General features: G+C 69.6%; 11 protein-coding genes. 8 read left to right on the top strand and 3 right to left on the bottom strand.

Annotation, left to right across the window (positions count from 1 at the left end; genetic code table 11):
• Positions 1-15: 15 nt before the first annotated feature.
• From ACSEEN_RS04305 to ACSEEN_RS04290, 4 genes are all read left to right on the top strand, one after another.
• The gene (locus ACSEEN_RS04305) at positions 16-855 is read left to right on the top strand and encodes a hypothetical protein (RefSeq protein ID WP_440712411.1); all 840 of its coding nucleotides are present in this window, start codon (positions 16-18) and stop codon (positions 853-855) included.
• Positions 856-1,116: 261 nt separating this feature from the next.
• Positions 1,117-2,649: a Re/Si-specific NAD(P)(+) transhydrogenase subunit alpha gene (locus tag ACSEEN_RS04300; protein ID WP_371308695.1), complete on the top strand. Its 1,533-nt coding sequence runs from the start codon at positions 1,117-1,119 to the stop codon at positions 2,647-2,649.
• 6 nt (positions 2,650-2,655) lie between these two features.
• The gene (gene pntB, locus ACSEEN_RS04295) at positions 2,656-4,116 is read left to right on the top strand and encodes a Re/Si-specific NAD(P)(+) transhydrogenase subunit beta (RefSeq protein WP_371308696.1); all 1,461 of its coding nucleotides are present in this window, start codon (positions 2,656-2,658) and stop codon (positions 4,114-4,116) included.
• Positions 4,117-4,185: 69 nt separating this feature from the next.
• Entirely contained in the window at positions 4,186-5,148 is a 963-nt protein-coding gene (locus tag ACSEEN_RS04290) for an ERCC4 domain-containing protein (RefSeq protein WP_440712410.1), read from the top strand.
• 2 nt (positions 5,149-5,150) lie between these two features.
• On the opposite strand, the gene ACSEEN_RS04285 is transcribed toward ACSEEN_RS04290, so the two are convergent.
• Both ACSEEN_RS04285 and ACSEEN_RS04280 read right to left on the bottom strand, forming a co-directional pair.
• The gene (locus tag ACSEEN_RS04285; protein ID WP_440712409.1) at positions 5,151-5,897 is read right to left on the bottom strand and encodes a metallophosphoesterase; all 747 of its coding nucleotides are present in this window, start codon (positions 5,895-5,897) and stop codon (positions 5,151-5,153) included.
• Between the two features lie 238 nt (positions 5,898-6,135).
• The gene (locus ACSEEN_RS04280; protein WP_298443610.1) at positions 6,136-7,353 is read right to left on the bottom strand and encodes a helix-turn-helix domain-containing protein; all 1,218 of its coding nucleotides are present in this window, start codon (positions 7,351-7,353) and stop codon (positions 6,136-6,138) included.
• Between the two features lie 175 nt (positions 7,354-7,528).
• On the opposite strand from ACSEEN_RS04280, the gene ACSEEN_RS04275 reads away from it, so the two are divergent.
• The gene (locus tag ACSEEN_RS04275; protein WP_298443607.1) at positions 7,529-9,361 is read left to right on the top strand and encodes a flavin-containing monooxygenase; all 1,833 of its coding nucleotides are present in this window, start codon (positions 7,529-7,531) and stop codon (positions 9,359-9,361) included.
• Positions 9,362-9,449: 88 nt separating this feature from the next.
• On the opposite strand, the gene ligD is transcribed toward ACSEEN_RS04275, so the two are convergent.
• Complete coding sequence (gene ligD, locus ACSEEN_RS04270) at positions 9,450-11,396, bottom strand: non-homologous end-joining DNA ligase (protein WP_440712408.1); 1,947 nt, start codon at positions 11,394-11,396, stop codon at positions 9,450-9,452.
• 39 nt (positions 11,397-11,435) lie between these two features.
• Here ligD and ku point away from each other — a divergent pair, with 39 nt between their 5' ends.
• From ku to ACSEEN_RS04255, 3 genes are read left to right on the top strand one after another with little or no spacing between them, the layout of a single operon-like run.
• A complete protein-coding gene (gene ku / locus ACSEEN_RS04265; RefSeq protein WP_440712407.1) occupies positions 11,436-12,293 on the top strand; it encodes a non-homologous end joining protein Ku in 858 nt (285 codons plus the stop codon).
• A gap of 26 nt (positions 12,294-12,319) precedes the next feature.
• The gene (locus tag ACSEEN_RS04260; RefSeq protein ID WP_440712406.1) at positions 12,320-13,819 is read left to right on the top strand and encodes a flavin-containing monooxygenase; all 1,500 of its coding nucleotides are present in this window, start codon (positions 12,320-12,322) and stop codon (positions 13,817-13,819) included.
• Positions 13,803-14,300: a DUF4334 domain-containing protein gene (locus ACSEEN_RS04255; protein ID WP_440712405.1), complete on the top strand. Its 498-nt coding sequence runs from the start codon at positions 13,803-13,805 to the stop codon at positions 14,298-14,300. The genes ACSEEN_RS04260 and ACSEEN_RS04255 overlap by 17 nt, the downstream gene beginning before the upstream one ends.
• The last annotated feature ends 30 nt before the right edge of the window (positions 14,301-14,330 follow it).

The raw sequence follows: 14,330 nt of genomic DNA, 5'->3' as shown, positions 1-14,330 counted from the left end.
GATACACTCGGCCGGGTGCCTCCTCGTGACGACGGCAGCCGCGCCGCCCCGCCGGAGCTGTGCCGGTATCGCTGGCATCGGTACACCGAATACGTCCGGCCCCGCATGGTGATCCCGAACGTCCTGCTGCTCCTGTTCGGCGGGGCCGTGGCCTACTACGGCGTGGTCTCGGCCGATCCTCCGGTGGTCGTGGCCGGCGGGTGCATCGGAGTCTTCCTGGTGCCCGCCTGGCTGCCCGAGCCCCGGCGCATCGACGTGATCGACGATCCGGCGGCCGGTCCCGCGGTCCGGCTGCGGCGTCTGCCGTTCCTCCTCAATCCGCTCGCCTTCCTGCTCGTCGTCGCGGTGATGCTGCTGGGTGCCGGCATCGCGGACGTCGTCGACGGCAGGCTGACCGGCGGGCGGGCCCTCGGTGCGGTGCTGACCATGACCCCGATCCTGATTGGACTGCTGGCCTGGGTCCTGTACCGGAACCGGGGCTGCCTGGTCCTCACCGATGAGTGTCTCCGGACGGCCGACGGCCGGATCTGGCGATTCGGTGCCGTCCGGATCGGCACCGTGACCGGTGAGCAGGACGTCCCGCTCCTCGCCCTCGGCGACTCCGAGTCGTCGCGCCGGGGGTGGGCCGGGATGGGGGCGTACGGCGTCGACCTCAACACGATGGCATCGGTGCTGGTCGCGCTCGACGAGCGGCACGGCGCGGGCCTGCGGACCCCGCCCGGGGAGATCGTCGCCATGCTGACGGCGCCGCCGCCCGACCCGCTTCCGACGTTGGGCCTGGAGGCCGAGGTCTGCGTTCGGGCCGCGCGGCCGGATCGCGCCGCCGGCCGGCCGGCCCGCAAACCGCGCACATAGCCTATTCCGGACGGGTGGTGTAGGTCACGCGGCCGTGGGTGCCCGGGGGTGCGCGTGCTATCTTCGTGCCACGTTTTCCAGCAGCGGGAGCCGGACCGGCCTGCCCGTGACCTGGCGTGCCGAGTCCGACGATGTACCGGCACGTAGTGCGAGAACCGGCTCCGCCGAGCGTGCGTGCCGCATCGTGCTGCGCGCTGCGCGTCGTCGTTCCCGGTTCGCCGACGAGACCAAGGTGAAGCGAACTATGAGCACGGGAACGACATGTTGATCGGTATCCCCCAGGAGTCGAAGGCGGGCGAGACGCTCGTCGCGGCGACCGCGAAAACGGTGGCGCAGCTGCAGCAGCTCGGATACGAGGTGATCGTCGAGTCCGGTGCCGGAGCGCGGGCCGAGCAGCCCGACGACGCCTTCGCCGGGGCGGGCACCCGCATCGGTTCGGCCGACGAGGTGTGGGCGGCCGATGTCGTCGTCAAGATCAATGCTCCGACGGACGACGAGATCGCGCGCATGCGCCGCGGCGCCGTCCTCATCTCCATGATGGCGCCGGGCCGCAACCCCGAGCTGGTCGAGAAGCTGACCGATGCCGGTATCACGGCCCTCGCGATGGACGCCGTGCCGCGTATCTCGCGCGCCCAGTCGATGGACGTGCTGAGCTCGATGGCCAATGTCGCCGGCTACCGCGCCGTCGTCGAGGCCGCGCACGAGTTCGGCCGCATGTTCACCGGCCAGGTCACCGCAGCGGGCAAGATCCCGCCCGCGCGCGTCTTCGTCGTCGGTGCCGGAGTGGCCGGTCTGGCCGCGATCGGTGCGGCGTCGGCGATGGGCGCGATCGTTCGCGCCTTCGACGTCCGGCCCGAGGTGGCCGAGCAGGTCGAGTCGATGGGTGCGGAGTTCGTCAAGGTCGATTTCGAGGCGGAGAAGTCCGAGGACGGCTACGCCAAGGAGATGACAGCCGAGCAGCAGGCGGCCACCGCGGCGATGTACGACGAGGAGGCGCGCGCCGCCGACATCGTCATCACCACCGCGCTGATCCCCGGCCGTCCGGCGCCGAAGCTGCTCACCGCCGACACCGTCGCCGGGATGAAGAACGGCTCGGTGATCGTCGACATGGCGGCGGCCAACGGCGGCAACGCCGCGGGCACCGTCGCCGACGAGAAGGTCGTCACCGCGAACGGGGTGACCATCCTCGGCTACACCGATCTGGCCGGCCGGCTGGCCGCGCAGACCTCGCAGCTGTACGGCACCAACATCGTCAATCTGCTCAAGCTGCTCACCCCCGGCAAGAACGGTGAGCTGACGCTCGACTTCGACGACGTGGTGCAACGCGGCATCACCGTCAGCAAGGACGGCGAGGGCATGTGGCCGCCGCCGCCCGTGCAGGTGTCCGCCGCGCCGAAGGCCGCGGCCGCCGAGGCCGCGCCGGCCGCCGAGCCCAAGGAGCCGATGTCGGCGGGCAAGAAGGTCGGCCTGGTTCTGGTCGGCATTCTGGCGTTCTTCCTGATCAACGCCTACGCGCCGGGTCAGATCCCGGAGCACTTCATGGTGCTGATGCTGGCGATCGTGATCGGCTACTACGTGATCGGCAAGGTGGCGCATGCGCTGCACACGCCGCTGATGTCGGTGACCAACGCCATCTCGGGCGTCGTGGTGGTCGGTGCGATCCTGCAGATCGCGACCACCAACACCACCGTGCTGGTGCTGTCGACCATCGCGATCCTGCTCGCCTCGATCAACATCTTCGGTGGCTTCTCGGTCACCCGTCGCATGCTGTCCATGTTCAGCAAGGGAGCCTGAGCGACCATGATCACTATCGGAACGATCTCTGTCGCGGCGTACATCGTCGCCTCGTTGCTCTTCATCCTGTCGCTGGCCGGACTGAGCAAGCACGAGTCCGCCAAGAGCGGCCTCACCTACGGCATGGTCGGCATGGTCATCGCGCTCGCCGCGACCATCGCCCTGATGGTCGACCACTGGAACGACCTGCCGTTCGACGGCGCCGCATTCGGCAAGTGGCTGCCGATCGGCCTGCTGATCGCCGCCGTCGTGGTCGGCGGCCTGGTCGGCCTCTGGCGCGCCAAGGTGGTCGAGATGACCGGCATGCCCGAGCTGATCGCGCTGCTGCACTCGTTCGTCGGTCTCGCCGCGGTCCTCATCGGCTGGAACGGTGCGATCAACGGCGTCGAGAACGTCAGCCCCGCCGACTCGGACTACGGCGCCCTGGTCGGCATCCACGCGGCCGAGGTCGCGATCGGCATCTTCATCGGTGCGGTCACCTTCACCGGATCGATCGTCGCCAACCTGAAGCTGTCGGCGCGGATCAAGTCGTCGCCGATGATGCTGCCGGGTAAGAACCTCATCAACGTCGGTTCGATCGTCGTCTTCATCGTGCTGACCGGCGTCTACGTCGCTCGCGACGTGAAGGACGACACCACCGGTTACGTGCTGCTGGCCGTCATCACGGCGGTCGCCCTGTTCCTGGGCTGGCACCTGGTGGCCTCGATCGGCGGCGGCGACATGCCGGTCGTCGTGTCCATGCTGAACTCGTACTCCGGCTGGGCGGCCGCGGCGTCGGGCTTCCTGCTCGACAACAACCTGCTGATCGTCACCGGTGCGCTGGTCGGCTCCTCGGGTGCCTACCTGAGCTACATCATGTGCAAGGCGATGAACCGGTCGTTCATCTCGGTGATCGCGGGTGGCTTCGGCATCGTCGCCGGCCCGTCCGACGACACCGACTACGGCGAGCATCGGGAGGTCAACGCCGAGGGCGCGGCCGAACTGCTCGCGAACGCCAAGTCCGTGGTCATCACCCCGGGCTACGGCATGGCCGTGGCACAGGCGCAGTACCCGGTCGCCGATCTGACGGCCAAGCTGCGCGCGAAGGGCGTCGACGTGCGGTTCGGTATCCACCCGGTCGCCGGTCGCCTGCCCGGTCACATGAACGTGCTGCTCGCCGAGGCGAAGCTGCCGTACGACATCGTGCTGGAGATGGACGAGATCAACGACGACTTCGGCGACACCGATGTGGTCCTGGTGATCGGTGCCAACGACACCGTGAACCCGGCCGCCTCGGAGGATCCGGGCTCGCCGATCGCCGGTATGCCGGTCCTCGAGGTCTGGAACGCCAAGGACGTGATCGTCTTCAAGCGGTCGATGGCCGCCGGATACGCGGGCGTGCAGAACCCGCTGTTCTTCCGGGAGAACACCCAGATGCTGTTCGGCGACGCCAAGGACCGCGTCGAGGACATCATCGCGGCGCTGTAGCCGGCCGGCTCAGTCGAGACCGAGGGCCGCGCACCCAGCCGGGTGCGCGGCCCTCGGTAGTCTGACCACATGGGAGAGGTGACGAGGCCCGACGACTTTCTGATCGCACGCAATCCCGACGAGGCCTCGACACTGCCGTATCTGCTTCTGATTCCGGTGGGCGACCGGGGAATCGTGCTCAAGGCACGGGACACCTGGCCGGGCGCAACCAAGGTGTACTGCCATCGTGGCGAGGGCTGGCCGGACGATCCGGAGATCATCGAGACCGTTCCGGTCAGGTCGGTGAGCCGTCGTGGGGCGGCCATCGACTTGGTTCTCGAACGCACCCGGAAGAACCGCTCGCAGTTCGTGATCACCCGGGCCCGCGGTCGGGAGGTGATCTTCTGGCAGTCACGCCTGACCGCGAAGCAAGCGCGGCCGCAGGTTGCACTGCCGACCGCGCGTGCACACGGGGAGGTTCTGGACATCGTCGTCGACTCCGGGGAGAAGTACGCCTACGGTTTCGGCCACCAGCAGGCGACGACCAGTAAGCGCAAGCTCCCGATCGGCGACTACGCGGTCTTCGACGATGACCATCTCGTGGCGGTGGTGGAACGCAAGTCCATGGGCGACCTCACCGGCAGCCTGATGAACGGAAGACTGAACTACGCGCTCGCCGAGCTATCCGGGCAGTTTCGTGCCGCGGTGGTCGTGGAGGCGTCCTACAGCCAGGTCTTCAAGCAGGAGTTCGCGGCGGGATCGGTGATCGCCGAGGCCGTCGCCGAGGCGCAGATCCGTTTCCCGGCGGTGCCGATCGTGTTCTGTGACAACCGGAAGCTCGCCGAGGAGTGGGCCTACCGCTGGCTCGGTGCCGCACTGCATGAGTGGCGCCAGCGGCAGGGCACCGATGTCGTCGTCGCGACGATCGCGCCGGGACCGGAGGCCTCCCCGAAGCAGATCCGGGTGTGGGCGGCGGCCCGGGGACTCGACGTTCCGGCGAAGGGTCGCATCCCCAAGGCTGTCCGCGAGGCCTGGGAGCGCCGCAACGACTGACCTCACCAGCGGGACAGTGTCCGGAAGTGCGTGGTCAACCGGTGATCGTCGATCACGTGAAAGGCCAGGCCCGGTCCCTGGGTCTCGTTGACCCACCCGGTGCCCTCGACGGGGAGATTCAGCGTGGAGGCCACGCCGGGCGCGACGATCAGCGGGCGCCCGGCGAAGACGCTCGCGGCCGGCGTGTGAACGTGCCCGGTGACCACGCCGACGATGTTCGGATGCTCGGTGACCAGTGCGGCCGCGTCCGCCGCGTTGCGCAGTCCCCGCGCGTCCATCGTCGGCATCCCGATCGTGACCGGCGGATGGTGCCAGGTGAGCAGGACGTCGACGTCGCCGGCCGCGGCGATCTCGCGGCGCGCCCAGGCGAGGGTGCCGTCCGATAATTCGCCCTCGGCACGGCCGGGTATCGAGGAGTCGAGGCCGAGGATCAGCAGATCGTCCAGGCGCAGTGCCGAGTTCACCGGCGCGATCGACGGTGTGCCGGTGAACTGAGCGGTGTAGGCGGCCCGGTCGTCGTGGTTCCCGAGAACGGCGACGATCGGGAGATCGGACACCAGGTTCGCCGCCAGTTCCGCGTACTCGGCGGCGGCGCCCTGGTCGGTCAGGTCACCGCTCAGCAGCAAGGCCGAGACGGGGGTGCCGTTCCGGCCCGTGTGATCGAGGTAGTCGAGGACGGCGGTGACCCGGTCCCGGTGCTCGGCGGTGCCGTCGAAGTGCAGATCACTGATCTGTGCGACCACGACCATCGCCGGCACCACCTCGGGATTTCTCGACTCCGCCCGCCCGGACGGCCGCCATCACGCTATCGGTTCGGCAAGCTTACCGGCGCGTCAGGAGGGGCAGGTGTGACCGGCGGATCCCCGGCCCCCGTGAGGTGGTTCACCAGACTGTCGTATCTGTCGGTCGCCGACCGACGGATACGACGGTCACGGGCGGGACATCGGCCTCATCGCCGGGCCGACGGCCGAGCACCCTCCCCGGACGTCACATCCGGCTCGGGGCGGCCACCGACACGATCACCTCGGGGGCGAAGCGGTACGGATTCGACGCGAGCACGCCGCCCAGGTGCTTGCGCAGCCGGGACATCTCCGAGCGTGCGGCGATGCGCTGACCGGGGTTGCCGAAGAGTTGCTCGGCGAGCTGTGCGGCGCTGAGCCCGCCGGGGTGGGCGGCGAGCAGCCGGAGCAACTGTGCGTGGCGCGGGGAGGGCCGGTGCACCCAGGTGCCGCCGGCACCGGTGACGCGGACCAGCGGTTCGTCGCCGGACAGCAGTTCCACGTGGATCCGGCCGGGCGCGGTGTCCGTGGCGGCGACGCGCACCAGCCAGCCGCCGGGCATCGGCTCCAGATCGCAGTCGCCGATCCCGTGCAGGTAATGCCTGCCGGCCGACACCGCCCGCGGGAAGGGCAGTCGCGGTCGCGGGTCGACGCCGTCGAGCGCCGCCACCCAGCCGAACGAGTCGACCGCGAACGCCGGACCCGATGAGCGGGCCAGGATGGGCGCGGCGACCGCGCGCAGCTCGTCGAGCCGTGCCCGGTGCGCCTCGCGCAACTGTGACTGCGCGAGCCGGGCGACGGTGTCGACCAGCGCGAGCGTGGTCGGATGGATGGTGGCGGCCGGCCCGGAGACATCGACCACGCCCAGGACCGCGCCGGTCCGCGGGTCGTGGATCGGCGCGCCGGCACAGGTCCACTCGTGGTGGCTGCGCACGAAGTGCTCGGCCGAGAACACCTGCACGGCACGCCCGGAGGCGAGGGCGGTGCCGATCGCGTTGGTGCCCACCGACCGTTCCGCCCACGACGCGCCCTCGGTGAATCCGAGCCGGTCCGCGCGGTGCAGCACGCGGTTCACCCCGTTGCGCCAGAGCACACGACCGGTCGCATCGGCGACGACGAGGATGTTCTCGCCGTCGACGATCAGCGTGTCCAGGTGATGCATCAGCGGGTCCAGCAATTCGCTGAGGCCCGACGCGGACCGTCGTTCCTGCAGGTCCGAGGTGTCCAGCGGAGGTTCACCGTCCGAATCGGGCCGGACCCCGGCCTGTCGTACCCGGTCCCACGACTCGCCGATCACCGAGCGCGGTCGAGCCGGGGGCTTCTCCCCGGCCATCGACGCGTCGTACACGGCGTGCAGCACCGCGGCATAGGCGCGCGGATCGTCGCCGGCGGCGAGAGCCGGTTCGAGGATCGGGGCAGACGTCACGTAGCGGCCTCCGGTGTGGTTGTGGTCACAGTCGAGAGTCCTCGCGCGTACCCGTTCCGTCAACCTCCGGCGCGCTGCAACCCGCTGCAACCCTTGCCGCCCCGCCGGGCCGCGCGGTGTGCTGGCCATCACATTCCGCGCCGGTGGTCCGGCGCACCGATCCCAAGGAGCAGCAATGACGCAGACCCTCGAACCCGAGGTCGCCGCGCCGTCCGCACAGGAGCGTGTCGACGCATGGCTCGCGGCGTTCTCGGCCGCGCTGGAGGCGGGCGACGCCGATGCCGCGGCCGCGATGTTCGCCGACGACAGTTACTGGCGCGACCTCGTCGCCTTCACCTGGAATCTCAAGACGTCCGAGGGGCGTGACGAGATCGCGGCGATGCTGACCGACCGGCTCGGCGGCACCGCGCCGTCCGGCTGGCACACCGCCGAGCCGGCCACCGAGACCGACGGCGTCGCGGAGGCCTTCATCGCCTTTGAGACGGCGGTCGGCCGCGGCGAGGGCCACCTGCGCATCAAGCCCGGCCCGGACGGCGACGACCAGGGCTGGACGTTGCTCACCACCCTGCAGGAGCTCAAGGGCCACGAGGAGCCGGGCGGCTTCTCCCGCCCGCTCGGCGCGGTCCACGGCAGCGACCCCGACCAGCGGTCGTGGGCGCAGAAGCGGGAGGACGAAGAGGCCGCACTCGGCCGCACCGTGCAGCCGTATGTGCTGGTGATCGGCGGTGGCCAGGGCGGCATCGCGCTCGGCGCGCGGCTGCGGCAGCTCGGAGTGCCCTCGCTGGTCGTCGACAAGCACGACCGGCCCGGCGACCAGTGGCGGAAGCGCTACAAGTCGCTCTGCCTGCACGATCCGGTCTGGTACGACCACCTGCCGTACCTGCCCTTCCCGCAGAACTGGCCCGTCTTCGCGCCGAAGGACAAGATCGGCGACTGGCTGGAGTTCTACACCAAGGTGATGGAGGTCCCGTACTGGTCCAAGACCGAATGCGTCGAGGCGTCGTACGACGAGGAGGCCGGCACCTGGACCGTCCGGGTGAATCGCGATGGCGAGGAGCTGACCCTCCATCCGACGCAGCTGGTGCTCGCGACCGGCATGTCGGGCAAGGCGAACGTGCCGAGCTTCCCCGGCCAGGACGTCTTCGCCGGGGAGCAGCACCACTCCAGCCGGCACCCGGGCCCCGACGGATACGTGGGCAAGAAGGTCGTGGTGATCGGCGCCAACAACTCGGCGCACGACATCTGCAAGGCTCTGGTGGAGAACGGGATCGACACCACCATGGTGCAGCGCAGCTCGACGCACATCGTGCGCTCGGACTCGCTGATGGAGATCGGCCTCGGCTCGCTGTACAGCGAGCAGGCCGTCCGCGACGGGATGACCACCAAGAAGGCCGACTTCACCTTCGCCTCGCTGCCGTACCGGATCATGCACCAGTTCCAGATCCCGCTGTACGACCAGATCCGCGAACGGGACAAGGACTTCTACGACCGGCTGGAGGCCGCCGGTTTCGATCTGGACTTCGGCGACGACGACTCCGGGCTCTTCATGAAGTACCTGCGCCGCGGCTCGGGCTACTACATCGACGTCGGTGCGTGCGAGCTGGTCGCGGACGGCACCATCAAGCTCGCCAAGGGCGGCGTGGACCATCTCACCGAGAACTCGGTGGTGCTGGCCGACGGCACCGAGCTGCCCGCCGACGTCGTGGTCTACGCGACCGGCTACGGCTCGATGAACGGCTGGGCCGCCGACCTCATGGGGCAAGAGGTGGCCGACCGGGTCGGCAAGGTGTGGGGCCTCGGCTCGGACACCACCAAGGATCCCGGGCCGTGGGAGGGCGAGCAGCGCAACATGTGGAAGCCCACCCAGCAGCCCGGCCTCTGGTTCCACGGCGGCAACCTGCATCAGTCGCGGCACTACTCGCTGTACCTGGCGCTCCAGCTGAAGGCCCGTTACGAGGGGATCGACACCCCGGTCTACGGCCTTCAGGAAGTACATCATCTGAGCTGACGCGGGCTCATCGTCCGCGGTGACTCCGATTCGCCGAACCGTCGTATCCGTTGGTCGCCGACCGACGGATACGACGGTTTCGCGTGTTCTACAGGTCGCCGGGCAGCTTGTCGCGGCGGATCCCGCGCCAGGCCGGGTGCCGCAGGTGCCCGGTCGACGTCCAGTCCATGAATCTGACGTCGGCGACCAGCTTGGGCAGCACCCAGATCGCGCTCGACGCGACCGGCGCGTCGACGCCGCCGATGAACGGGCAGCGGCGGATCTCCAGCTCGCGCAGCTCGGCCAGCAGGTCGGTCGCCTGGGACTGGGTCCAGCCGGTGCCGACGCGCCCGGCGTAGCGCAGACCGGTCGCCTCGGGCAGCCCGACCAGCACCGAACCGAGGTTCCGCTCGTTGCCCTCCCGGCCCATGCGGAAGCCGCCGATCACCACCTCGATGTCGTTCCAGTTCTTCTGCTTGCGCCAGTCGGGGCTGCGCGTCCCCGGCCGGTAGGGCGCCGACCGGCGCTTGGCGACGACGCCCTCCCAGCCGCGGTCGCGGGCCTCCCGGGCGGCACGGGCGCCGGGGCCGTGCAGCAGGCCGGGGATCTCGATGGCCGGCGTGCCGGCGAAGCGGGGCGCCAGATCGTCGAGCACCGCCCGCCGCGCCTCCCACGGCAGGTGCGACAGGCCGTGCCCGTCGAACTCCAGCACGTCGAACAGGTACAGCCGCAGCAGGTATTCGCCGGGCCGCCGGCGGCGGGAGGCGAGCAGCGTGAAGTCGGTCTGCCCGCTCGCGTTGATCGCCACCGCCTCGCCGTCGAGCACCGCGGTGTGCCCGGCGAGCGCGTCGCGCAGCACCCCGAACTCGGGGAAGTCCGCCGTCATGTCGACCCCCGAGCGTGAGCGCAGTCGCAGTCCGTCGCCGGTGAGCCGCGCCAGGATCCGATAGCCGTCCCACTTGCCCTCGAACGCCCACTCCTGCTCCGGCAGCTCGTCGATGGCCTCGTCGACGGCCAGCATCGGCCGCGGCACGACGACCGTGCCCGGGCTCCGCGGCGGCTCGCCGTCGTCGGCCTGCCGGGAGGTGGCCGTCGCGTCGGCCGAACGGAGCCGCGCCCCGTCGTCGCCGCGCCGATGCCGCCGGTACACCCCCAGGTCCACGACCCCCTCGGGAAGCGGCTGCGGCGTGTCGTCCAGCCCGGCGAGCAGGTCACCGGAGGCCGAGAACCTTTCCCGCACTTCGGAATACCGCAGCTGCCGCAGATCCGGATCGGCCAGCTCGGACCATTCGCGCGGCGCCGCCGCCCACGGCTGTTCCAGGCCGCGCAACGAGTAGGGGCTCAGCGTGGTCTTGGCCGCGCTGTTCTGGCTCCAGTCCAGGAACACCCGGCCGGGGCGGGCGGCCTTGTTCATCGACGCGGTGACCTCGTCCGGGTACGTCTTCTCCAGGGAGACGGCGATCTCCTTGGCGACCGCGCGCGCCGAGTCGCTCCGCACCGGGCCGGGCAGCCGGCCGTAGACGTGTATCCCCTTGCCGCCGCTGGTCACCGGCCACGACGGGATCCCGGCGTCGTCGAGCAGCCCGCGGATGGTCAGCGCCACCTGCGCGCACTGGGTCAGCGGCACGCTCGGCCCCGGATCGAGGTCCAGGACCAGCCGGTCGGTGCGCCGCGCGTCGGGCGTGGACAGGTCGATCCGCCATTGCGGGACATGCAGTTCCAGCGCGGACATCTGCGCCAGCCACACCAGCACCGCCGCATTCGACGCGACCGGGTACACCTTGTCGTCGGTGGCGTGCGCGATGGTGAAACGCGGAATCCACGCGGGAGCGCCGGCCGGCATCGTCTTCTCGAAGAACGGCGCCGACCCGGTGCCGGACGGCCACCGCTTGCGCGTCACCGGGCGGGAGGCGAGGTGCGGCAGGATCGCCTCGGCGATCGCCAGGTAGTAGGTGATCACGTCGTACTTGCGGGTGCCGGTCTCCGGATAGAGGACGCGATCGAGGTGGGTCAGCGCGATCGCGTGCCCGTCGACCACGAGATCGTCCTTCGCCATGGGTCCATTCTTCCTGTGGTCTTTGGCACAATGGCCGGTATGCGCTCGATCTGGAAGGGTGATCTGAGCTTTGGCCTGGTGAACGTGCCGGTCAAGGTCTACTCGGCGACCCAGAGCCATGACCGGTCGTCGCACCAGGTGGACGCGAAGGACGGCACCCGGATCCGCTATCGGCGTGTCCGCGAGGGTACCGACGTCGAGGTCGACTACAGCCAGATCGCGAACGCGTACGAGAGCGACGAGGGCCGGTCCGTCATCCTGACCAAGGACGATCTGGCCTCGCTGCCGGTCAATCGGAGCCCGGAGATCTCGATCCTGGAGTTCGTGCCGGCCGACCAGGTGGACCCCATCTACTTCGACAAGGCCTACTACCTGGAACCGGCGTCGAAGTCGCCGAAGGCCTACACGCTGCTGGCCCGCACGCTGGAGAGCACGGACCGGCTCGCCATCGCGATGTTCACCCTCCGCAGCCGCACCCGGCTGGCGGCGCTGCGGGTGATCGACGGGGTGATGACGCTGCAGACGCTGCTCTGGCCCGACGAGGTCCGCAAGCCCGACTTCGGTTTCCTCGACCAGGACGTGGAGATCCGCCCGCAGGAACTGGAGATGGCCTCGTCGCTCATCGACACCATGGCCACCGACTTCGACCCGAGCCGATTCGAGGACGTCTACGAGACCGAGCTCGCCAAGCTGATCGAGGCGAAAGCCGGTGGGGGAGAGGCATTCCCGGAAGAAGCCGAGGCACCGTCGCACGACGATGACGAGGTGGCCGATCTGTTGGCCGCACTGCGCGCATCGGTGAAAGACCGGGCGGGCGCCGCCGAAGCGGCCCCGGCCGCCGACAAGAAGCCCGCCGCGAAGAAGACGACGGCGCGCAAGTCCGCGAAGTCGGCGTGACCGCGGAACAGGCAGGAAAGGACACGATGACGCCCGACAACGCTGAGACCTACGACGTCCTGATCGTGGGAGCCGGGCTCTCCGGGATCGACGCCGCCTACCGGCTGCGGGAGCGGAACCCGGAACTGAAGTACCTCATCGTCGAGAACCGGGAACGGATCGGCGGCACCTGGGATCTGTTCCGCTATCCCGGGGTCCGCAGTGACTCCGACATCTTCACGCTCAGTTTCCCGTGGAACCCGTGGCGCGGCACCAAGACGATGGCGCGTGGCGACGAGATCCGCGAGTACCTGGAAACGACGGCGCGCGACTTCGGGATCTACCCGCACATCCGCTTCGCCACGCAGGTCACCGCGGCCGACTTCGCCACCGATACCGACCTGTGGACGGTCGACCTGCTGGCCGACGGCCAGACGCGCACCGTCACCACCCGATTCCTCTACCTGTGCACCGGCTACTACCGGTACGACGCCGGGTACCGCCCCGATTTCGCCGGCGAGGACGACTTCACCGGGCAGATCGCGCACCCGCAGTTCTGGCCCGAGGATCTCGACTACACCGGCAAGCGGGTGGTCGTGATCGGCAGCGGTGCGACGGCGGTGACGCTGATCCCGGCGATGGCACCCGAGGCCGCCCACGTCACCATGCTGCAGCGCTCGCCGACCTACCTGTTCCCGTACCCGTGGAGCGATCCGATGACGCGGCTCGCGCAGCGGTGCCTGCCGCGGCAGTGGGCGCACGACGTGATCCGGTACCGGAACATGGTCGTCACCATGGGCCTGTTCCTGTTCTGCCGCCGCTTCCCGAACGCTTCCCGCCGGCTCATCCGGCGCCTCGCCCTGCACTATCTGCCGGACGGATACGACGTCGACACCCACTTCAAGCCCGCGTATGCGCCGTGGGATCAGCGCCTCTGCATCATCCCCGAGGGCGACTTCTACACCGAGATCGCGAACGGCGACGCGGAGGTGGTCACCGACACCATCGAGCGCTTCACGCCGACCGGTATCGCGCTGACCTCGGGCCGGGTGCTCGACGCGGACATCGTCGTCACCGCGACCGGCCTCGATCTGATCGCGTTCGGCGGGATCGAGCTGTCGGTCGACGGCGAGGCAGTGGTCCCCGGTGAGCACTTCGGGTACCGCGCGTACATGCTGAACGACGTCCCCAACTTCGCCTGGTCGGTGGGCTACACCAATGCGTCGTGGACCCTGCGCGTCGACCTGACCAGCAAGGCGGTGGCCGACCTGATCGCGCACATGCGCGCGCAGGGCTACACCCGCGCGTACCCCGCGCTGAGCGGCCCCGAACCGGCGTCGCACGCGTTCTTCGAACTGAACTCGGGCTACATCGAACGGTCGGGCGGGCGGCTGCCGAAGGCCGGCGACCGGGCGCCGTGGCAGGTGCGGCACAACGCGATCATCGACGCCCTCGATGCCCGCCGGTACGACGTCACCGAGGAGATGGTCTTCTCGACCGCCCCGGCCGGCGCGGAAATGGAGAACGACCATGACATCCACGCGTGAGCACGCCGTCGCCGAGTTCCGCAGGCGCGTCGCCGACGGCGGGGTCAGCGATCCGGCCGATCTCGACACGATCTGGGCGGCGCTGCCGACGGTGGCCGTCGACGAGATCCTCGGCGACTGGCGCGGCGGCGAGCTGCCCTCCGGCCATCCGATGGACGGGCAGCTGGAGAAGGTCCGCTGGCACGGCAAGTGGTTCCGTGACCGGTACGACGTGGCGCCCATGGTCTGCCGCGACGATGACGGAAACCTGTTCTCCGACAAGGAGATCGGCAAGGGTGAGGCGAGCCTGTGGCCGGTGGAGTTCCGCGGTGAGGTGACCGCGTCGATGGTCTACGACGGCCAGCCGGTGATCGATCACTTCAAGCGCGTCGACGACGACACCCTGATGGGCATCATGAACGGCAAGGGCTCGCTGGTCCGCGACCGGCACTTCTACTTCTATCTGCAGCGCGACTCCGGGTCGCGGGACGGGGCGGTCTAAGCCATGTCTCCTAAGTCTCTTTCCGGTCCT

The organism is Gordonia marina (genome assembly GCF_052036135.1).
Lineage (GTDB): Bacteria > Actinomycetota > Actinomycetes > Mycobacteriales > Mycobacteriaceae > Gordonia.
The sequence above is the reverse complement of the archived record's forward strand: the minus strand, read 5'-3'. Positions and strand labels throughout refer to the sequence as shown.